Below are 23,016 nucleotides of genomic sequence, written 5' to 3' on the forward strand. Positions count from 1 at the left end.
CGCTTTTAAGACTTCTTAATTTCGGGTAAAGTTAATTAATTGTCTGCGATAAGCTGTTAATAATTTTGATTTAGAGACAAAGCCTAAGTATTTACCATCTTTTATAACAGGTAGATTCCATGCGCTAGAATCTTGAAACTTTTGCATAACATCTTGCATAGAGTCATTACTGTAATCTATTTTGCTTGGAGGGTTATGCATTAAATCGTACAAAAAAGTAGAATTATATAAAGATTGGTCAAACATTATTGTTCTTACATCATCTAATAAAATAATCCCTACCAATTGTTTATTGTTGTCTACCACAGGAAATAAGTTTCTAGTAGACTTAGCAACACCTTCATGTAGCATTTCGCCTAATGTCATAGTCGGTTTTAGAATAACAAAATTGGTTTCTATAACGCTATCTAAAGACATAAGCGTTAAAACGCTTTTATCTTTATTGTGGGTTAGCAATTGTCCTTTGTTTGCAAGTTCTCTAGTATAAATAGTATAATCTAGAGTCCCTTTTTTTATACTAAAAGATATACCCACAGCAATCATTAAAGGAATAAATAATTCGTAACCTCCAGTAATTTCTGCAATTAAGAAAATAGCTGTTAAAGGCGCATGAAGCACACCTGCAATTAAACCAGCCATACCAATAAGTGTAAAGTTGGTTTCAGAAACCTGAAAACCTAAACCAATATTATTTATAATTTTTGCAACAACATTTCCTAATGCACTACCCATAACCATGGTTGGGATAAAAATACCACCAACACCACCCGCAGCAAATGTAGTCGTCATTGCCACAGCTTTGAAAATAGTAATACCTACAAGTAAAGCAATAACAACCCAAATATTATCTATAAAAGCATCAAAAGGTGTTTTCCCTAAAGCACTTAAATGATTTCCGGATAATAAATTGTTAATAAACCCAAAGCCTTCACCATAAAGCGGAGGGATAAAATAAAGCATAATCCCTATAGTTAGCCCTCCAACCAATAATTTTTGAAACCGAGTTTGAAACCGATTAAAAAACTGAAGAATTGCAAAATACATTCTAGTAAAGTAAATAGAAGCAAAACCAGTACCTACACCTAATAAAATATAAAATAGAGTATCTTTAATTTCAAACTTATCCGAAAAATTAAAATTAAATAATAAATCGTCTCCTAAAAAGAAATAAGATGTTATAACTGAAGATACCGAAGCTATAAGTAATGGTAATAATGAGGCAAAAGTAAGGTCTAAACTAAAAACTTCAATAGCAAAAATAATGGCTGCAATTGGAGATTTAAATATAGAAGAAATAGCACCAGCCGCAGCGCAACTAATTAATAATGTTTTTGTTTTTCTGTTAATATGGAATAGCTTACCTAGATTAGAGCTAATAGCAGCTCCAGAAGCTATTGCTGGACCTAATAACCCTACAGAGCCCCCAAAACCTACTGTTAAAGGCGCCGTAATTAACGGGAAATATATTTTGGTACGCTTTAAAAATCCACTTTTACGAGATAAAGAAAATAATATAGAAGGAATAGCGTGTTCAATAGGGTTTTTTGCTATGTATTTAACAAATAGATATACTAAAAACAAGCCAATTACTGGTAGTATAAAGTAGAGTTGATTATTTGAAAAAACTATGCCTTTGTCTAACAGAGCTTCTATAGAAAAGGTCAAGTTTTTTAATGTTACTGCAGCAAGCCCAGCTAATAAACCAACCAAAGCGCTTAATATAAACGTGAAGTTCTTTTCGGAAATGTGTTTGTATTTCCAAATTAAAAACCGTTTTAGAAGAGATTTAGTCGCCATGGTTTAATAGATAAACTTAAAACTAATAAAAAATCCTGCTTTAAGCAGGATTTTTATTTATGATTTTAAATTCAGTTTCAAATTTAATTCAGACAGTTGCTCATCATCAATAGGTGCAGGAGCATCTATCATAACATCTCTTCCAGAATTGTTTTTAGGGAAGGCAATGAAATCTCTAATAGTTTCCTGCCCGCCTAAAATAGCTACTAATCTATCTAATCCAAAAGCTAAACCTCCATGTGGTGGCGCTCCATATTCAAAAGCATCCATTAGAAATCCAAATTGCGCTCTAGCTTCTTCTTCAGAAAAACCTAAATGTTTAAGCATAATAGCTTGAGTTGCTTTGTCGTGAATACGAATAGAACCTCCACCAATTTCATTTCCGTTTAGTACTAAATCGTAAGCATTTGCTTTTACTGCTCCTGGTTCGCTATCTAATAATTCTATTTGACCAGGTTTAGGCGAGGTAAATGGGTGATGCATTGCGTGATAATGACCCGTTTCTTCATCTAATTCTAATAAAGGGAAATCTATAACCCAAAGCGGAGCAAATACTTTAGGGTCTCTTAAACCTAAACGCTCTGCTAATTCCATACGTAAGGCACTAAGCTGTGCGCGTACTTTATTTTTATCTCCAGATAATACACAAATTAAATCGCCAGCTTTGGCTCCAGTCGTTTCTGCCCATTTTGCTAAATCTTCTTGATTGTAGAATTTATCTACAGAAGATTTGTAGCTTCCATCTTCATTACAACGACAGTAAACCATCCCTAAAGCTCCAACTTGTGGACGTTTTACCCAACTAATTAATTTGTCAATCTCTTTTCTTGTATATTTATTTCCTCCAGGAACAGCTATACCAACAACTAATTCGGCATTATTAAAAACACCAAAATCTTTATGTTGTGCAACTTCATTTAATTCACCAAACTCCATTCCAAATCTAATATCTGGTTTGTCGTTTCCATATAAACGCATGGCATCATCATAGAGCATTCTTGGGAATTTGTCTATGATAACACCATTAACTTCTTTTAATAAATGGCGTGTTAAACCTTCAAATACATTTAAAATATCTTCTTGCTCAACAAATGCCATTTCACAATCTATTTGTGTAAACTCAGGTTGTCTATCTGCACGTAAATCTTCATCTCTAAAACATTTTACAATCTGAAAATATTTATCCATTCCACCAACCATTAATAATTGTTTGAAAGTTTGTGGAGATTGAGGTAAAGCATAGAATTCTCCTTCATTCATACGTGAAGGAACAACAAAATCACGAGCACCTTCTGGTGTGGATTTTATTAAATAAGGTGTTTCTACTTCTATAAAACCATCATTAGATAAAAAGTTTCTAACCTCCTGTGTTACTTTAGATCTAAAAATTAAACTCTCTTTTACAGGATTACGGCGAATATCTAAATAACGATATTTCATACGAATATCTTCACCACCATCTGTATTATCTTCTATAGTAAATGGAGGCGTAATAGCTTTATTTAAAACAATTAATTTAGAAACTAAAATCTCTATATCTCCCGTAGGCATATTAGGATTTTTTGAAGCACGCTCAATAACAGTACCAGTAACTTGAATTACAAATTCTCTTCCTAATTTTTGTGCTTGTTCTAATAAAGCTTTAGAAGTACGCTCTTCATCAAAAAGTAATTGCGTAATTCCATAACGGTCTCGTAAATCTACCCAAATAATAAAACCTTTATCACGAGATTTTTGTACCCAACCCGAAAGTGTTACCTCTGTATTTATATGTGATGCGTTTAATTCACCACAGTTATGACTTCTATACATAGTTTAATTTTAAGAGTTGCAAATTTAATAAGATAATATGTTTTAAAATAACTTATTGTTCATATAATCTTAAACAATATTTTAAGAGTACTTTATCAATAATATTTAATAAAAATTTAAAAAAAATGACGATTTAAAATAAAAAATTAAGATATTTAACATATTAACAACCAAAAAACAAAAGAATTATGAATAAAGCGTTGACTTTAAAAATGTTATTATTTTCATTTTTGCTTCCTTTATTTGTTGTTGCCCAGCAAATTACGGGGACAGTAACAGATGGAACAAATAATGAGCCTTTGCCAGGGGCAAACGTTATTGTTAAAGGCTCCTCAACAGGAACCACGGCAGATTTTGATGGAAATTATATTGTAGATGTCTCAGAATTTCCTACTACATTACAGTTTTCTTTGTTAGGATATGAAACTAAAGAAGTTGTAGTTAATTCTGCTTCTAAAGTAGATGTTACTTTAGAAGAGTCTGCAACGGCCTTAAATGAAGTTGTAATTACTGGTTTAGGAACCTCAATTAAGAGATCTAATTTAGCAAATGCAGTTTCTACTATTTCTGGAGAAGAATTAGTCGGTACTACTGGGCAAACTACTGTAGATGGAGCACTTTATGGTAAACTGCCAGGTGTAAATATTGTATCTTCTTCTGGTGCACCAGGTGGAGGTATAGCAATGAGGTTAAGGGGTATTTCTTCTATAAATGGAAATAACCAACCTTTATTTATTGTGGATGGAGTTTATATTAATAATGTGGAGATCCCTTCAGGGTTACGTTTTGCATCTGGAGCTAACAGAGGTAATGAAGAAAACTCATCTAACAGATTAGCAGATATAGATCCTAACGATATAGAAAACATTGAAGTATTAAAAGGGGCTTCTGCAGCTGCAATTTATGGTACACGTGCTAATGCAGGTGTAGTTATTATTACAACAAAAAGAGGTAAAAATGGAAAAACTAATTTTAGATTTGGCCAAGATGTAGGTACGACTAAAATAGCTAACCCTCTAGGTTCTAGAAACTGGACAGCAGCGAGTGTTGAAGCTACGTATAATGCGGCAGAAGCAGCATTGTTTAATGATGCAGTTGCTAATGGAGGATTAATAGATTATGAAGATGAGATTTATGGAGAAACTGGATTTATTAGCGAAACTAAGTTTAGTGTTGATGGCGGAAATGAGAAAACCCGTTTCTATGTAGGTACATCTTACAGAGATGAAGAAGGTATTATTAAAAACACAGGTTATAAGAGATTATCTGTTAAAGCAAATATAGATCATAAGTTATCTGATGTGTTTAAGTTTGCCTTAAGTTCTAACTATGTAAGAAGTGAGTCGAGTAGAAGTTTTACAGGTAATGAAAATGAAGGAGGGTTAAGTTATGGTTATACTTTAGCATTTACTAGACCTTGGGTTAATTTATTCCCAGATGCACAAGGAAACTACCCTAATAATCCAAATTACTCAGGAAACCCAATTTTTGTAAGAGATCAAGCAAAAAACGAAGATTTAAACAATCGTTTTATACAAGGCCTTAAATTAACAACTAATTTATTTAGTGGTGATACAGACCAAGTTAGAATAGTCTCTAATTTTGGTGTAGATTATTTATCTAACCAAACAGATGTTTATGTACCAGAAACACACCAAGGACAAATTGCAAGTGGACAGAATGGATTTATTGGAGTTGGTAAAAATGGATTTACTAATTTCAACTCACAAATTATAGGTATTTGGAATCATGATGCTTTAGGAGGAGAATTAGCATTAACAACTCAGGCTGGATTAACGTATCTAGATCAAACTGCTGATGTTGTTTTAAGTACAACTTCAGATTTAATACCTGGACAAACAAACTTATCACAAGGGAATAACCAAAGTATAACGCAAAGAACGCAAAGTGTTAGAGAATTTGGATATTTTGCACAAATTGAAGGGAATTATAAAGATCAATTTATTGGAACTGTAGGATATAGATTAGACAAATCTACTTTAAATGGAGACCCAAATAAATTTTACGGATTCCCAAAAGCCTCTTTAGCAGTGAACTTAAATAACTTCGATTTTTGGAGTTCAGAAAATATTAATGCGCTTAAATTTAGAATGGCCTATGGAGAAACAGGATCATCGGCAGGTTTTGGTTCAATCTTTACAAGTTTAAACCCAGTAACTATTGGTGGAAGTGTTGGATCTACTATTAATCCAGCAAAAGGAGACCCTAATATTGAGCCAGAAACATCTTCTGAGTTTGAGATAGGTATCGATACCCGATTATTTGATAGATTTAATGTTGAAGCTACTTATTATAAAAGAAACGTTAGAGATTTAATTTTAAGTAGAGCATTGCCAAGTTCATCTGGTTTTGGATCTGAAACTACAAATTTAGCTGATTTAGAAAACTCTGGTATTGAATTATCTCTTAATGCGGATGTTGTAAGAACAGAAAACTTTAACTGGAATACAGGAGTGCAATATTGGTTTAATGATTCTGAAGTTACAAGATTAGATGTGCCTGCATTTGCTCAGCCAGGAGCAGGTTTTGGTCTTGGATTAGGAACATTCTACATTCAAGAAGGAAAACCAGTGACGCAGTTAGCTGGTACTGTTAATGGTGTGCCAACTCAAGTTGGAGATGCTGCGCCAGATTTTCAAATGACATTTAATAACAATATGACCTTATTTAAGCAGTTTGATTTATCTTTTTTATTACACTGGAAAAAAGGAGGAGATAATATTAACTTAACTAAATTATTAACAGATTTAGGAGGAACAACACCAGACTTAGATACACAAGAAGGGCAGGATAGAGCAAATTCTCCTTTTTCTGCAACACGTTTTGTGGAATCGGCTAGTTACTTAAGATTAAGAGAAGTTGCATTATACTATAGATTTCCGGAAAAAATAATCAATGCTTTTGGAGGTGTTATAAGTAATGCTAAAATTGGAGTTTCTGGTAGAAATTTATTTACAATAACAGATTATAGTGGTTACGATCCTGAAGTATCAACAAATGGTAGTCAAGGTTTATCTAGTGGTATAGATGTAACTCCATTCCCTAGTTCAAGACAATTTTACTTCCACTTAAATGTTCAATTTTAAAAAAAGAATCTATGAAAACATATAAAATGAAAACAGTAAAATGGCATTATGCCTTAGTGGTATTACTTGTACTAGGTATTACTACATCTTGTACTTTTGATGAAGAAGTAGACCCTAATGGCCCTAGTTTAGAAGGGGTATTAAGTAGTGCATCAATAAACCAATTAAACAATATGGTTATTGGTGTTGAAGCTACAATGAGAAATAGTTTAGGAATCCAAACCACGGCTAGTGGCACGATGGCTAGAGAGTTGTATTTATTTGATGCAGATCCTAGAAATACAGCTAATATTTTAGGTAAAAATGGATCTAGCTTAGAAAACGGAGATTTTTATGCTACTGGTCCATGGGCTGGTCGTTACAGGTCTATAAAGAATGCCAATATTTTAATACAATCTGCTAATAATACTGGAACTGTTACTGCAGAGGAAAGAGCTGGTTATGTAGGGTTTGCGCAGACTATAATTGCGTTTGAGCTAATTGAAGTTTTAAAATCTTATAATAGAGCTAGAGTTGATGTTTCTGACGATACAAATCTAGGTCCAGTTCTAGATTTTTCTGCAGCTATGACAGAAGTAAGAGCAATGCTAAATGATGGATTAAACAATTTAAATCAAGCAGGAAGCACTTTTGCTTTTAGTTTAGCAGGGTTTTCAGGTTTTGACACACCAGCTACTTTTGCTCAATTTAATAGAGCAGTTGCAGCTACTGCGGCTTTATATGATGGAGACAAATCTGGAGCACTTACAGCTTTAAACGCTTCTTACTTTGATTTAAACGGAGATATTACTATTGGACCTAAGCATGTATTTAGTCAGTCTAGTGGAGATGTTACCAATCCTGTTTACAAAGGGCCATCTACAGCTGCTAACCCAAATAATGGAGATCAAATAATTGTACATAATAGTTGGATAAATGATGCAGAAGCTGGAGATACTAGAGTAAGTTCTAAAACAGCTGTAAGACCAGATCCAAGTGTACAAGATGGTTTAACAGGAACACACGAAACTAGGTTGTATGCTACTAATGTTAGCCCTATAGATATGCTTAGAAATGAAGAGTTAATTTTAGTCTATGCAGAAGCAAATATTGGAACTAATAATGCACAAGCAGTTACAGCACTTAATGTAATAAGAAATGCAGCATCTTTAGCTAATTATTCAGGAGCAACAACAGATGCTGATTTAGTTACAGAGCTATTAAACCAAAGACGTTATTCGCTTTGGGCAGAAAACCATAGAATGTTCGATTTAAGAAGGTATAATTTATCTAATACATTACCTATAGATAGAGCAGGAGATGTTGTTTATAATGAGTTTCCTATTCCTTTTGCAGAAGGGAATTAAGAGACATTCTCTATAAGACAGCTATAAAAAAAGCCTGTGATATATATCACAGGCTTTTTTTGTACTTTATAAACTATATTTATTTATCTAAAACTAAAGCGGTATTATCTCCTAATGCTTCATTATCCTCTTTTTGTGTTGTAATTTGAGCATTTGATTTTCCATATAATGACATTTTTAAACGCATAGTTAAATAGAATAATACTGGAACTACAATTAATGTTAAGAATGTAGCTACAAATAACCCATAGATTACTGTCCATGCTAATGGCCCCCAAAAGATAACATTATCACCTCCTATGTATATATTAGGATCAAATTCGCTAAACAAAGAGAAGAAATTTATATTTAACCCAATAGCTAGAGGTATTAAGCCTAGAATTGTGGTAATAGCAGTTAATAATACAGGTCTTAAACGCGCTTTACCTGCTCTAATAATACACCATAATAAATCATCTTTACTTAAATAATCTTCCTCTTCTAGATCCAATTCGTTCTTCTTTCTATCAATAAGTAATTGTGCATAATCTAAAAGTACCACACCGTTATTTACAACAATACCAGCTAATGAAATAATCCCCATCATAGTCATTAATATTACAAAGGAAGATCCAGTAATGACAATACCTCCAAATACACCAATTAAACTCAAGAAAATAGCAATCATTATAATGGTTGGTTTAGAGAATGAGTTGAATTGGAAAATTAAGATTAAGAAAATTAATCCAAGTCCTGTAAAGAATGCTCCCATTAAAAAGGACATTTGTTTGTTTTGTTCTTCAATTTGTCCTGTATAATCTATTTTAATGCTTTTAGGCATATTTTCAAAACTTTTCATTTCCTCTTGTACTCTACTAACTGCTGCGCCAGCATCTGTAAAACCAGGAGCTAAAGCAGAGTAAACTGTAACAACACGTTTTGTGTCTTTATGTTTTATAGCGCTAAAACCAGAGCTGTTATTTTGTTTTGCAACTGTAGAAACTGGTATTTCTTTTATTTGTCCAGATGCAGGATCTCTAAATACTATATTTTGATCGAAAATGGCACTTGTATTATAACGGTCTTCTTTATTAAAACGCACGTAGATGTCGTAATCTTCTCCATCCTCTTTATAAATACCAGCTTTAGCACCAAAAATAGAGTTTCTTAATTGTTGCCCTACTTGTCCTGTAGAAACCCCTAATTCTCCTGCTTTTTTACGATCTACAATAACTTGCATGGCAGGTTTGTCCTTATTAACATCTATTTTAAGCTCATCTATGGCATCTATGTTTTTAGAGTTAATAAATTCACGCATGCGTTCGGCTGTATTTATTAATTCGTTATAATCATCACCTTCTAGTTCAATATTAATAGGTGCTCCTGCAGGTGGTCCGTTAGCATCTTTCTCTACAGAAATTAAAACACCAGGATAAATGCCTACTAACGATTCTTGCACTTCTTTAAGTAAGGCTTGACTATCTGCTCCATTTCTGTACTTATACTCTCGCATAGAAGCTGTAATTTTACCTTTATGGGGCATTTCGGCTGCAGAACCTCCATCGGTTTGCGGGTTTCCTGCACCTTCACCTACTTGTGACACCGCACTTTCTACTAAAAAGTTTTCACCATCTTTTACATATTTATCATTATTAATAATGCTGTAAACTTTAGCTTCAATAGCTTTAGTAATTGAATTGGTTTTTTCAATATCTGTTCCTTGAGGGTATTCTATATATACAATGATTTGATTTGGTACATTGTCTGGGAAAAACTCAATTTTTGTTCTTTGTGATGATACTGAAGCTCCAAAGGCTACAAAAGCAGCAACTAATAGAGCAGCAGTTCCAAAAGAAATAAGAATAGGTCTTTTGCCTTTTAAAGCTCCTGCAATTTTACTTTCGTACCAATTTTCTAAACGTACTAAAGTTTTGTTTTGAAAGTTATTTACCATTTTTCTTAAAAACAGCCTGTATGCCCATAATAAAATAGCAGTAAATAACATAACGGTTCCTAAACCTCTATATTCGCCTCCAAAGAGTAAAATGAGTAAGCCAACACCTCCAATAATAGAAGATACTTTAATGATTTGTTTTAAAGGCATGTCTTTGTCTTCGGTTGTCATAAACTGAGAGACTAAAACAGAGTTAAAAAAGATAGCTACAAATAACGAGGATCCTAATACTACAGATAATGTTTTTGGGAAGTATACCATAAATTGTCCCATAACTCCTGGCCATAAACCTAGAGGTACAAAGGCTGCAATAGTTGTAGCTGTAGATATAATAATAGGAAATGCAATTTCGCCTATTCCTTTTTTAGCAGCTTCAACTCTAGAGAGCCCTTCTTCTTCCATTAATCTGTAGACATTTTCAACGACCACGATACCGTTATCTACTAACATTCCTAGCCCCATAATTAGCCCAAAAAGAATCATTGTATTTAAGGTAAAACCTAAATAACTTAATATCATTAAAGACATAAACATAGACATAGGTATAGCGAAACCAACAAAAAGCGCGTTTTTAAATCCTAAAAAGAACATTAAAACGGTAACAACTAGAATAATACCAAAAATAATGTTGTTTACTAAATCGTCTACTTGACCAATAGTTTTTGAAGATTGATCGTTAGTTACTGTTACTTTTAAATTGCTTGGGAATACATTTTCTATAGCATCTTTAACAATAACATCTATTTGTTCTGCAGCGGCAACCATGTTTTTACCTGCTCGCTTTTTTACATCTAGCATTACTACTCGGTCTCCAAACTCTCTTGCATAAGTAGTCCTGTCCTTTTCTTTAAAACGGACAGTAGCAACATCTTTTAGATAAATAGAATTGCCTTTTTCAGATTTTACGACAAAATTTTCTAATTCTGAAGGCGTTTCAATCTCTCCAATAATACGTATGGTTCTACGTTGTCCACTTGCTATTAAATTTCCAGCAGACATCGTCATGTTACCATTACCAATAGCGCCAGTTATATCATTAAAGTTAACCTTAGAAGCCATCATTTTGTAGATGTCTACAGCTACTTCTACTTCTTTTTCCTGAGCACCACGGATATCTACTTTTTTTATTTCTTGTAAATCTTCAATTTTATCTTCTAAATATTCGCCAAACTCTTTAAGTTTTGCAACAGGATAATCTCCTGAAATATTAATATTAAGAATAGGAATTTCTTCACTCATACTTAAATCGAATACATTAGGTTCAATTTTAGCACCATTAAATGTAGGCCAATCTTCACTAGAAGTTTCCGAGTCAATTTCGTCCTTTACTTTTTGTTTAGCTTGCTCTACAGTAATATTTTCATCAAACTCGATAATAATCATCGAATAATCTTCTTGAGAGGTAGAGGTAATTTCAACTTTATTACTTACTAAATTTAGTTTTTCTTCTAAAGGATCGGTAATTAGTTTTTCAATATCTTCTGCTGTATTTCCAGGAAATAAAGAGCTTACATATATTTTAGTTTCTTTTATTTCTGGGAAGTTTTCTCTTGGCATACTAAAATAGGCAGAGATCCCTAAAACTAATATTAGTGCCATGGCCATGTATATGGTAGATTTGTTATTTATGGCCCACGACGATAAACCAAACTCCTTATCTACTATCTTCTTCTTTTTGTTTTTCTTTTTACTCATTAGAATATAGGTTTTAGTCTATTAGTTTTACCTTTTGGCCATCTTTAACACTACGTGCCCCTTCTTGTATTATTTCTGTGTTATTATCTATACCTTTTAAAACTTCAATAACATCGCCTTGTGTTTTTCCTGTTTCTATAATAACACGCTTGGCAGTTGCTATACTATCGGTTTTATTTTCTAATATGTATACGTATTGCTCTCCATTTGCATTTTCAGAAATGATATTTTGAGGAATTAGTATCGCTTTTTCGTTTGTGTAGTCGTTAATTTTAAGCTTTGCCGTTAAATTAGGTTTTATGTTGCCTTTTTTATTAGGTACAGCTATCTCTATATTAAATGTTCTATTTGCTGGATTAATAAAATTACCAGTTTGCCTAATAGTAGCATCTATAGTTTCTCCTAAAATTGGAAAGTTAACCTGTACAGCTTTATTTTTTGTGACATTACTAATATAACGTTCAGGAACATCTACAGAAATATACATGTCTTTAAGGTTTACTATTCTCATTAACTGTGTTTGTCCAGGTGCAACAACATTGCCTTGTTCTGTAATAACATCATCTATAATACCTGAGAAAGGTGCTCTTACTGCTGTTTTTGCTAGCGTACTGTTTAATTGAGCTATAGCTTTTTGTTGTGCTTCGTAAGCAGATTTGGCTTGTAAATACTGTATTTCACTACCAATCTTTTGTTCCCAAAGGCGTTTTTGTCTATCGTAAGTTGTTTTTGCTAAATCTGCTTGAATTTGTAGTTGTGCAACTTGCGAACTTAACCCACCATCATCAATTCTAGCCAATAATTGTCCTTTAGAGACGCGTTGTCCTTCTTTAACAAGAACTTGTTTTAAAATACCAGCCATTTCTGGTGTTATTACAAGGTTCTGTTTTGTTGCAACATTTCCTTGTAATTCTAAATAGTGTTCAAATTTTTTAGATTCTGCTGTAAATGTTGTTATTAATGGTAATTTTTTTGCTGGTGATAATTCATCTATTTTTAAATCAATAGCTTTAATAGATGCTGCCAATTCTTGTTGTTTTGCAACTAGTTCGCTACGTTCTTTTTTAATAGACTCTAAGTCCATTTTTTTACTGGCTTTATCTTTGCCACAAGAGGCTAGAATTAAAGTTAGTGATAGTATTGATAGTATATTTTTCATTGCGTTTAGTTTTCTCAGTTTATATTTGGTTTAATACCGTTTCTAGTGCGGTTTTTTTATTGATTATTTGTAGCATGGTTTGTAATAAATCGTTCTGTGCTGCATATAGTTGTCTTTGTGCTTGTTGTAACTCGAAACTGGAACCAATACCTTCAAAAAACTTTACTTGATTCTTTTGTTCAATGCGTTCTGCTAAAGCTAAATTATCTTTTTTGTTATCGTAATCTTCTATAGCAAATTGGTAGTCGCTTTTCGCAGCCGCTATTTCTAGTTTTATTTTTTGTTCAGTTTCAGTTAATGTTTCTTCTGCTTTTTCAAGGTTTATTTTAGCACGTTGTGTTGCTGCACTTCGCATACCAGAACTAAAAATAGGGATGTTCATTGTGAAGCCTAATAAAGAGGAGCCAAACCATTGTTGGTCTTTCTTTAAAAAGTCGAAATTATCATTGTTTCCATTATATCCTGCATTAATAAATGCAGATAAACTAGGGAGCGCTTTGCTCTTTTCTAACTTAACTAAAAGCTCTTTAGAGGTTTTATCATTTTGAGCAATTTTATAATCAATAGTATTTTCAACACCGTTATCTAGTTGTAATAATCCAAGATCTATATTTTTACTAGTTAAAGATTCTAAATTATCCATAAGGATAGTTTTAGAATTAATTTCTTTTCCTATGGTTATATTTAGCATCTGATAGGCTAATTTTTTAAGACGTTGTGTATTGCTTAGGTTACTTTTTACACTAGAAAGTGTAATCTGTAACTGTTCTACGCTTTCTTCTTCCTCTAGCCCGTTTTCGTATATTTTTGTAGTATCGTCTAAGTTTTTTTCTAAGACAGCTATATTGCGTTTTAGGATTTCAAGACTTTCTTCGGCTAGTAAAACGTTACCATATGCATTTATAACTGCTTTTCTCACTTCTAAATCTGTTTTCTCCTTAGCATTTTTTGAGATTTCTAAAAAGACTTTCGCAGATTGTAAACCAACTAAATAAGAGCCGTCAAAAATTAATTGACTTAATGTAACATTGGCATTTACAGTTTGTTTAGTACCAAAACGAAGAGGAATAAAGCCCTGTGGAGCGTTAACATCAAAATTATCTTGGTTAACATCAAAATAATCATTAACAATATCTATTGTACTCTGTGTGTTATCAAAAGCAGCAGCAGGTAATAAAGATACTTGTTGTTTTATCCAATTTTGGTATTCTATTTTTCCATTTATTTGGGGTAGTCCCATAGCGGTAGTTTCCCACTTTTGCTGTTTTGCAGCATCAATATCTAAAGCTGCATTTTTTGCAGTGCGGTTATTTTCTAATGCATAATCTATAGCTTCCTGTAAAGTGAAGTTTTGTTTTTCCTCTTGCGAGTAAGTAAACGATGTCATTAGTAAAAGTACGATGATTTGAATGCGTCTCATTCTATCTATTTTAGTTGGTTTTATTTATAAATTGATTTAATATTTGCAATCCACTTTCTGTAACAATGGCTCTTAAATGGTATTCTAAATAGCTTTCCATTAAATAGTCCATATTAAATTTAGTTTTTGGGAAAATGACATCATCTTTAATACCAGTCATTCCATTAAAATACATTCGAGATATAAAATCCACATCAATGTTAGATCTAAAAACAGAGGTCTCAATTCCCTTTTGGAGGCTTTTTTTGACCGAGTCATGCATTTTGTCAAACTGTTTCATTCTTAGCACATCGTATATTTGAGGGTAATATTTTTTTAACTGATGTTGCGGAGGTGTTTTTTCACTTTTTAAATGATTCATAACAAACATTTTAATGTCGTATAATTCTTCGATAGGGTTTGCAGATGCTTCACAAATACCATCGATACCATCACAGATGTTTTCAAAAAGATTAAACGTAACAGCTTCAACAAGCTTAGTTTTATTTTTAAAATGGACATAAATTGTTTTTTTAGATATAGCCATTTCACTAGCTATATCGTCCATTGTTACACTTTTAAAACCCAGTGTAAGAAACAGTTCGGTCGATTTTATTATTATTTGTTCTCTCATAATTAGGTGCAAAGATACATTTGGAAACTTTAAAAACAAAAAAAGTTTCCGTAGTTTTAATATTTTTTTAACATTAGCTTAAAGTATTTGTTTTAGTAATCTCATTTCCTTTATTTTTGCTGCATGCAACAAACACAACAGTATCAAACGCTTTTTATAGAGTATTTGGAGCGTTATTCTAAAGATCGAGAGCCAGAAAACTTATATGCTCCTATTAACTATATTTTAAAATTAGGAGGAAAGCGTTTACGACCTGTTTTAACTTTAATGACTGCAGAGTTGTTTAATTGTAGTTATGAAAAAGCTTTAGATGCCGCATTAAGTATAGAAATATTCCATAATTTTTCCTTAGTTCATGATGACATTATGGACGATGCTCCTTTAAGAAGAGGTAAAAAAACTGTACACGAAAAATGGGATATAAATACAGGAATACTTTCAGGAGATGCCATGTTAATTATGGCCTACCAATTGTTTGAAAATTATGAGCCAAATACATTTTATGCCCTAGCAAAGTTATTTAGTAAGACCGCTCTAGAGGTTTGCGAGGGACAACAATACGATGTTGATTTTGAAACTCGTGAGGATGTTACAATCGCCGAGTATTTAAAAATGATTGAGTATAAAACGGCTGTTTTGGTTGGAGCTGCTATGAAAATGGGAGCAATAGTAGCTGGAGCAAGCGAACAAGATCAAGAACATATTTATAACTTTGGTAAATTGTTAGGTATTGCATTTCAATTGCAAGACGATTATTTAGATGCTTTTGGAGATCCTAAAACATTTGGAAAACAAGTTGGAGGTGATATTATAGAAAATAAAAAAACATACTTATATCTTAAAGCTATTGAGGTTCTAGACCCCATAAAAAAGACTCAGTTAGAGCAGTTGTTTACTGTAAACTTAAAAGATAATGTTGAGAAAATTGAAACTGTAAAGGAAGCGTTTATATCTAGTGGTTCTGCTACAGCTACCCAGAATGAAATAGAAAATTATACTAAACAAGCCTTTTCTGTTTTAGATACATTAAGTATTTCTGAAGAAAAGAAAACAATATTAAAACAATTTGGTAACGCTTTGATGACTCGTAAAGTATAAGTTTGCAGTCCATTAAAAATGAAATATAAACAGTGATGCAATTACCTAATACATTTAATGAGCTTATTACTGAAGCTAGCCAATTAGATTTGTATACAAAATTGGTACATCAAATAAATAAAGATTTTCTATTTGCTAATATCGATCTAGATTTTAACGAAGATATTTTACCAGAAGATTTAAAATTGTTATTGCATGAAACGGTTTACAAACTTATTCAAGAGAAGTTTCCAGAGTATTTAAACTTATTATACATTATAGACGTACCAGAAGTTAATATAAAGGCTTTAGATGGAAATGATACATTAAAACTATCAGAAGATGTAACCTTTTTAATCCTTAAACGAGAGTGGCAAAAAGTATGGTTTAAGAATAAATATTCTTCTTAAATAGATTATGTTTATTAGAAATAAAATCTAACAAAAGGAGCCCAAGGATCTATATAAATACTTTTATTCTCATCGTAAAGCACATCATATCTAATTCCAAAAGTTACATTTTGACTCCTATAACCAATACCCATAAATAAAGCAGGGTACCAATAATTATCATCTTGAAAATCGGGGTTGTCAAAGTTTCTACTTACGTTTAATTCTTCAAATTCTGCAGATAACTGTAAGGCTTCTATGGGATTGAAAAGGCCAATAACACTTCCTCCAATAATAGTGGACTTAAAAAAATCTTTACTTCTGTTATAAGTACCATTAAGTCCAACACCTAAAGCAAATTGGTCATTAAAATTATAAATAGCACTTGGCGCTAAAGTCGCACTAAAAAAACCAGTACCAGTACTTACACCTATTCCTCCTCCAAAACTAACATTGCTCCAAAAATTGTTAGTCTTTTGGGCGTTATTATTTTGAGCCGTTATTATACTATAAATAAAGAAAAATAGTAGTAAAAAGGAATATTTATTAGTGTTAATTCTCATAACTAATACAATTTGTTGGGTGTAAAAGTTATAAATATAATAAAAGCATTAGTATTTTTAGTAAAAGTTGTATTTTTGATGAAATTTTGTTGAAGCGAACACGTCTTATACATAACATGGATAAATATTCCTTTTTAAACGCAGCACATACAGCATACTTTGCTGACTTATACGAACAATATCTTGTAAACCCAGATTCTGTAGAACCAAGTTGGAGAGCCTTTTTTCAAGGCTACGACTTTGGTAGTGAAAATTACGGAATGGAAGGTGAAATAGTAGAAGGTGTTTCTACTCAGATTCCAGAACATGTTCAAAAAGAATTTCAAGTTGTAAAACTAATAGATGGCTATAGAAATAGAGGTCACTTATTTACAAAAACCAATCCGGTTAGAGCACGTAGAAAATATGCGCCAACGCTAGAGATTGAAAACTTTGGCTTATCTGCTTCCGACTTAAATACTACATTTAATGCAGGAGATATTTTGGGACTTGGCCCACAACAAACATTACAGCAAATAATAGATCATTTAGAGTCTATTTATTGTGATGCTATTGGTGTAGAGTACATGTATATTAGAAAGCCAGAAGAAATACAATGGATTCAGAATAAACTTAACATTAACGATAATCAGCCTAAATTTTCGGCAGATCAGAAAAAACATATTCTTAAAAAGTTAAACGAAGCCGTTTCTTTTGAAGCGTTTTTACATAAAAAATATGTAGGACAAAAACGATTCTCTTTAGAAGGAGGCGAATCATTAATACCAGCTCTTGACGCTGTAATTGAAAAGGCAGCAGATCTAGGTGTTAAAGAGTTTGTAATGGGAATGGCTCACCGTGGTCGTTTAAGTACATTAGCAAATATATTTGGTAAATCGACAAAAGATATTTTTAGTGAGTTCGATGGTAAAGACTATGAAGAAAAAATATTCGATGGAGATGTTAAATACCATTTAGGTTTAACAAGTAACCGTGAAACAGATTCAGGTAAAAAAATACATTTAAGTATTGCACCAAATCCATCGCACTTAGAGACAGTTGGAGCAGTTGTTGAAGGTATAGCGAGAGCAAAACAAGATAAATACCATAAAGACGACTTTAGTAAAGTATTACCAATAGTAGTACACGGAGATGCTGCAATAGCAGGTCAAGGTTTAATTTACGAAGTTGTGCAAATGGCGCAGTTAGATGGTTACCGAACTAATGGTACCATTCATGTCGTTGTAAATAACCAAGTAGGGTTTACTACTAATTACTTAGATGCACGATCAAGTACGTATTGTACAGATGTTGGTAAAGTAACATTATCACCAGTATTACACGTAAATGCAGACGATGCAGAAGCTGTAGTACATGCTATGTTGTTTGCATTAGATTTTAGAATGCAATTTAAACGCGATGTATTTATAGATTTATTAGGCTACAGAAAATATGGGCATAATGAAGGAGATGAACCTAGATTTACACAGCCAAAGCTATACAAGGCTTTAAAAAACCATGCCAATCCAAGAGATATTTATGTAGAGAAGTTAATAACCGAAGATGTTATTACAAAAGAATATGTAAAGAAGCTTGAAGCAGATTACCTAAATACATTAGAAGAGAATTTAATAGATTCTAGAAAAGAAGATAAAACAGTTATTACACCATTTATGGAGCACGAGTGGAAAGATTTTTCACGTGTAGATGAAGAAGAAATGATGAAAACTGTTGATACAACAACAACAAGAGAACAACTAGAAAAAATAACGAAAGTTATTTCTAACCTACCAGAAGATAAAAAGTTTATTCGTAAAATAGAGCGTATAACAGAAGCTAGACAAAAAATGTTTGATAATGACCAACTTGATTGGTCTATGGCTGAACATTTGGCTTATGGAACATTATTAGAAGAAGGGTACAATGTTAGAATATCTGGACAAGATGTAGAACGTGGTACATTTTCACACAGACACGCTGTTGTTAAAGTAGAAGATAGTGAAGAAGAAGTTGTATTACTTAATAATGTAAGTGACACACAAGGAGATTTCTACATTTACAACTCATTACTGTCTGAGTATGGAGTTGTAGGTTTCGATTATGGTTATGCTATGGCAAGCCCAAAAACATTAACTATTTGGGAAGCACAATTCGGAGACTTTAGTAATGGTGCGCAAATTATGTTAGATCAGTACATTTCTGCGGGAGAAGATAAATGGAAAATGCAGAATGGTTTAGTCATGTTATTACCACATGGTTACGAGAATCAGGGAGCAGAACACTCATCTGCAAGAATGGAACGTTACTTACAATTATGTGCAAAAGACAATATGTTTGTTGCTGATTGTACAACACCAGAAAATATGTTTCATTTGTTGCGTAGACAAATGAAGGTTGGCTATAGAAAACCATTAATTGTATTTACACCAAAAAGTTTATTACGTCACCCTAAGGCTGTATCTACAGTAGATTCTTTTGTAAAAGGAAGCTTTCAAACTTTAATTGACGATGACAACGTTACTGTAGATAAAGTAAAAACTTTAGTATTTGTAACGGGGAAATTCTATTACGATTTAGAAGAAGTAAGAGAGAAAGAAGGTAGAGAAGATGTTGCTATTGTAAGAATAGAACAATTATTCCCATTACCAAAGAAAGAAATACGTACAATATTAGATAAATATAAACATGTAGAAGATGTGGTTTGGGCACAAGAAGAACCAAGGAATATGGGGGCTTACAGCCACATGTTAATGCATTTAGAAGAAACAAGAACATTTAGAGCTGCTTCAAGAAGACCTTACGGTGCACCATCTGCAGGAAGTTCTACACGTTCAAAAAAACGTCATCAAGAAGTAATAGATTACGTATTTGATAAAACAAAAAATAATCAACGTTAAACACAATTGAAGTAGTCTTGCTCCAATTTTAATACATAGACAAATGAAAAAAGGACTTTTAATTATTGCATTATTATGTTTCTCATTAGGGTTTTCACAATCTAGTGCAAATAAAAAAGCAGCAATCGATTTCCAAACGGCATATAATGCTTCTAATTATGAAGCAATTTTTAATATGTTTGATACAGAAATGAAAGCAAAAATGCCATTAGAGCGAACCGTAGCATTTTATACTAGAATTAAAGCATCTCGTGGAGATATTAAAACAATGGAATATTATAATGTTAAAGACCAAGCAGCTGTTTATAAAACAACTTTTGCAAAAGATGTTATGGATGTTCGTGTAAGTGTTAATAATACAAACGGAAAAGTTAGTGGTTTGTATATAATAGCACAACAAAAAAAATAAAAAAATTAATAAGTAAAATAAATTAGTCTAAAATTCACAACAGACTTAAAATATACAAAATTATAGTACGATGATTTTAGAAATGAAAGTGCCTTCTCCTGGAGAATCAATTACAGAAGTTGAAATAGCCGAATGGTTAGTTCAAGATGGTGATTATGTTGAAAAAGATCAAGCTATCGCAGAAGTAGATAGTGATAAAGCAACATTAGAACTTCCTGCTGAAGCAAGCGGAATAATAACGCTTACAGACAAAGATGGTAATAGAATTGAAGAAGGTGATGCTGTTGAGGTAGGTGCTGTCGTGTGTTTAATAGACACAAGCGCTGCAAAACCAGAAGGAGGAGATGCTCCAGCTAAAGTTGAGAAAAAAGAAGAAGCACCAAAAGCTGAACAAGCTAAACCAGCTCCTGTAGAATCTAAAACATATGCTACAGGTACAGCTAGTCCTGCAGCTAAAAAGATTCTAGCTGAGAAAGGTATGGATGCTGGCTCTGTGTCTGGAACTGGAAAAGATGGTCGAGTAACTAAAGAAGATGCAATTAATGCTGTACCATCTATGGGAACTCCAACCGGAGGTAATCGTGGAACATCTAGGAGTAAAATGTCAATGTTACGTCGTAAAGTAGCAGAACGTTTAGTAGAAGCAAAAAACACAACAGCAATGTTAACTACTTTTAATGAAGTAGATATGTCTCCTATTTTTGCTTTACGTAAAGAGTATAAAGAGACTTTTAAGGCTAAACATGGCGTAAGTCTAGGTTTTATGTCTTTCTTTACCTTAGCGGTAGTAAGAGCATTAAAACTATATCCAGCTGTAAACTCTATGATAGATGGAAAAGAAATGTTGTCTTACGATTTTGTAGATGTAAGTATAGCTGTATCTGGGCCAAAAGGATTAATGGTTCCAGTAATACGTAATGCCGAAAATTTATCATTTAGAGGTGTAGAGGCAGAGGTAAAGCGTTTAGCATTAAGAGCTAGAGATGGTAAAATTACTGTAGATGAAATGACAGGAGGAACATTTACTATTTCTAATGGAGGTGTTTTTGGAAGTATGTTGTCTACACCAATAATTAACCCTCCGCAGAGTGGTATTTTAGGTATGCATAATATTGTAGAAAGACCAGTAGCTGTAGATGGACAAGTTGTTATACGCCCAATAATGTATGTTGCATTATCTTACGATCATAGAATTATTGATGGTAAAGAAAGTGTTGGGTTCTTAGTAGCTGTTAAAGAAGCGCTAGAAAATCCAACGGAGTTATTGATGAATAACGATATTAAAAAGGCTTTAGAACTTTAATATAAGTAATCATACCAATGTAAGTATAAAAAAAGCGTAACTATTTAGTTACGCTTTTTTTATGAATTTAAGATTTTAGTATTTCTTCTTTTAAGCGGTTAAAATAAAACCCGCAACGATGTTAATTGAAATAACAATAACTGCTATAATCATAACACCTATAATTAAGTTCTTGTTATTTTCTCCTTTTATTTTTTCCATAATCTTAATAGTTTGCACACTTACTTTTTTTTTGATTTTGAAAACCCTGCATCCACTGGATGCAGAGTAATCTCATAATTCTCCCTAAGAATTAAATTAATAGCATTGTAAAGATAAAATGATTAAATGAGTTATGAAATACGTAGAACTACGTATTTTTTTTAGAAACCTATTTCGTTTGTTAGGTATTGTAAACACTAGTTTTTACAGCGTTTTTTAATGTTTTTTTAGTACAGGGTAATCATTTTTAAGCGTGTAGTAAAACGCTAGTTTTCATAATTAAGAATACTATTTATTTTATGGTGTTCTGTCTTGCCCTATGGGTTTTTTCTACCATAAATAACCGTATTAAGATGAAAAAGAGTGTAGTCACTGTAATTTTTAAGTTTAATTTTTATCTATTAGTTCGTTTTGTATCATGATACTATTTATCACGTCATGCTGAACTTGTTTCAGCATGACATAACACCTAAAAATAGAGATGCTTTATGGTAAAACCTTAAACAAGTCTAGGTTGAAGGTAGACTTTATAATATAGATATTAAATTATTTATAGCTTTATAAATTATTCCAAAAACCAATAACTTACTTCTAGTAAAATGGTTAAATGAGTATTAGGTATAGCCTTATATATATTTAAGATATGTATATGTTTTACAATAATGCATTGTATATTGGCTTTTTATTTCTTTCTGTATCTACACATATTGTAAATAATCACTCGTCGCAAACGAGTGCCAGCAAGGGTTTTAATCTTTCAAAGCCTTAGCCCATTCATCCACATTTTTGTATTTTTTTCGAGAATCTTCATCTCTATTAAATTCAAATGGGACTTTATTATCTTTTAACCTTCTATCTAATTGCAATTGAATGGATGTTTGTAAAGGATAACGAGTTTATCCCTAAAAAGAATATCGGGGAGAATTTGGTGTATCAAAAAGATGTTCAAAGCAATTTTAAGGCATTGGAAGCTAATATTACCGAAAACTTAAATACCATTGTTGGTGCGTTGGCTGAATTTAAGAAAGGAATATAGTGTAAATATAGCAACTAAAAAGCTTTCGCAATATTATATTGCGAAAGCTTTTTATTTTTTTCTGTGTTTTCCATATTGTAAATAATAACTCGTCGCAGACGAGTTCCAACATGGGGTATTAGTCTTCTAATGCATTTTTCATTTTTCCTTTATAAAGGTAAAACATAACTCCGTAAAAAAGGGTTAATTGAGTAACTCCTGCTATTAACAATAAATTAGTTGTTGATTCTGATGCTTTTTTGGTTACAAAGAAATACGTTCCTAAAATTAATAAAATAAT

General features: G+C 32.3%; 16 protein-coding genes. 8 read left to right on the forward strand and 8 right to left on the reverse strand.

What is annotated here, in order from left to right; genetic code table 11:
* Positions 1 to 15 precede the first annotated feature (15 nt).
* Complete coding sequence (locus ACVC08_RS06995; RefSeq protein ID WP_452601516.1) at positions 16 to 1,797, reverse strand: chloride channel protein; 1,782 nt, start codon at positions 1,795 to 1,797, stop codon at positions 16 to 18.
* Positions 1,798 to 1,854: 57 nt separating this feature from the next.
* Positions 1,855 to 3,609, reverse strand: a complete 1,755-nt coding sequence (gene aspS / locus ACVC08_RS07000; RefSeq protein ID WP_452601517.1) for an aspartate--tRNA ligase — start codon at positions 3,607 to 3,609, stop codon at positions 1,855 to 1,857.
* A gap of 188 nt (positions 3,610 to 3,797) precedes the next feature.
* On the opposite strand from aspS, the gene ACVC08_RS07005 reads away from it, so the two are divergent.
* Both ACVC08_RS07005 and ACVC08_RS07010 read left to right on the forward strand, forming a co-directional pair.
* Positions 3,798 to 6,716, forward strand: coding sequence for a SusC/RagA family TonB-linked outer membrane protein (locus ACVC08_RS07005; protein WP_452596818.1), 2,919 nt, complete (start codon positions 3,798 to 3,800; stop codon positions 6,714 to 6,716).
* A gap of 11 nt (positions 6,717 to 6,727) precedes the next feature.
* Complete coding sequence (locus ACVC08_RS07010; RefSeq protein ID WP_452596819.1) at positions 6,728 to 8,062, forward strand: RagB/SusD family nutrient uptake outer membrane protein; 1,335 nt, start codon at positions 6,728 to 6,730, stop codon at positions 8,060 to 8,062.
* 79 nt (positions 8,063 to 8,141) lie between these two features.
* On the opposite strand, the gene ACVC08_RS07015 is transcribed toward ACVC08_RS07010, so the two are convergent.
* The 4 genes from ACVC08_RS07015 to ACVC08_RS07030 are packed head-to-tail and all read right to left on the reverse strand — an operon-like array spanning position 8,142 to position 14,882.
* Entirely contained in the window at positions 8,142 to 11,690 is a 3,549-nt protein-coding gene (locus tag ACVC08_RS07015) for an efflux RND transporter permease subunit (protein WP_452601518.1), read from the reverse strand.
* A gap of 13 nt (positions 11,691 to 11,703) precedes the next feature.
* Entirely contained in the window at positions 11,704 to 12,849 is a 1,146-nt protein-coding gene (locus ACVC08_RS07020) for an efflux RND transporter periplasmic adaptor subunit (RefSeq protein ID WP_452601519.1), read from the reverse strand.
* Positions 12,850 to 12,868: 19 nt separating this feature from the next.
* A complete protein-coding gene (locus ACVC08_RS07025; RefSeq protein ID WP_452601520.1) occupies positions 12,869 to 14,269 on the reverse strand; it encodes a TolC family protein in 1,401 nt (466 codons plus the stop codon).
* A gap of 10 nt (positions 14,270 to 14,279) precedes the next feature.
* Positions 14,280 to 14,882 (reverse strand): TetR/AcrR family transcriptional regulator, encoded by a 603-nt coding sequence (locus tag ACVC08_RS07030; protein WP_452601521.1) that lies wholly within the window; start codon positions 14,880 to 14,882, stop codon positions 14,280 to 14,282.
* Between the two features lie 123 nt (positions 14,883 to 15,005).
* On the opposite strand from ACVC08_RS07030, the gene ACVC08_RS07035 reads away from it, so the two are divergent.
* Both ACVC08_RS07035 and ACVC08_RS07040 read left to right on the forward strand, forming a co-directional pair.
* Complete coding sequence (locus ACVC08_RS07035; RefSeq protein ID WP_452601522.1) at positions 15,006 to 15,980, forward strand: polyprenyl synthetase family protein; 975 nt, start codon at positions 15,006 to 15,008, stop codon at positions 15,978 to 15,980.
* A 35-nt stretch (positions 15,981 to 16,015) separates the two neighbouring features.
* On the forward strand, positions 16,016 to 16,369 hold the full coding sequence (locus tag ACVC08_RS07040) for a hypothetical protein (protein ID WP_452598067.1): 354 nt from the start codon (positions 16,016 to 16,018) through the stop codon (positions 16,367 to 16,369).
* A 14-nt stretch (positions 16,370 to 16,383) separates the two neighbouring features.
* Here the strand turns inward: ACVC08_RS07040 and ACVC08_RS07045 are convergent, their stop codons facing one another.
* Positions 16,384 to 16,911 (reverse strand): alpha-ketoglutarate decarboxylase, encoded by a 528-nt coding sequence (locus ACVC08_RS07045; protein ID WP_452601523.1) that lies wholly within the window; start codon positions 16,909 to 16,911, stop codon positions 16,384 to 16,386.
* A gap of 116 nt (positions 16,912 to 17,027) precedes the next feature.
* On the opposite strand from ACVC08_RS07045, the gene ACVC08_RS07050 reads away from it, so the two are divergent.
* The 3 genes from ACVC08_RS07050 to odhB all read left to right on the forward strand — a co-directional run bounded on the left by ACVC08_RS07050 (position 17,028) and on the right by odhB (position 21,499).
* Positions 17,028 to 19,787, forward strand: a complete 2,760-nt coding sequence (locus ACVC08_RS07050; RefSeq protein ID WP_452601524.1) for a 2-oxoglutarate dehydrogenase E1 component — start codon at positions 17,028 to 17,030, stop codon at positions 19,785 to 19,787.
* Positions 19,788 to 19,830: 43 nt separating this feature from the next.
* Positions 19,831 to 20,196: a DUF3887 domain-containing protein gene (locus tag ACVC08_RS07055; RefSeq protein ID WP_452601525.1), complete on the forward strand. Its 366-nt coding sequence runs from the start codon at positions 19,831 to 19,833 to the stop codon at positions 20,194 to 20,196.
* A 70-nt stretch (positions 20,197 to 20,266) separates the two neighbouring features.
* Positions 20,267 to 21,499, forward strand: coding sequence for a 2-oxoglutarate dehydrogenase complex dihydrolipoyllysine-residue succinyltransferase (gene odhB, locus ACVC08_RS07060; protein WP_452598011.1), 1,233 nt, complete (start codon positions 20,267 to 20,269; stop codon positions 21,497 to 21,499).
* Positions 21,500 to 21,589: 90 nt separating this feature from the next.
* Here odhB and ACVC08_RS07065 read toward each other — a convergent pair whose 3' ends face one another.
* Entirely contained in the window at positions 21,590 to 21,718 is a 129-nt protein-coding gene (locus tag ACVC08_RS07065; RefSeq protein ID WP_452601526.1) for a hypothetical protein, read from the reverse strand.
* 808 nt (positions 21,719 to 22,526) lie between these two features.
* Between ACVC08_RS07065 and ACVC08_RS07070 the strand changes: the two genes are divergently transcribed.
* Positions 22,527 to 22,736, forward strand: a complete 210-nt coding sequence (locus ACVC08_RS07070) for a hypothetical protein (protein WP_452601527.1) — start codon at positions 22,527 to 22,529, stop codon at positions 22,734 to 22,736.
* Positions 22,737 to 23,016 lie beyond the last annotated feature (280 nt).

It is taken from the genome of Pontimicrobium sp. MEBiC06410, from assembly GCF_053601615.1.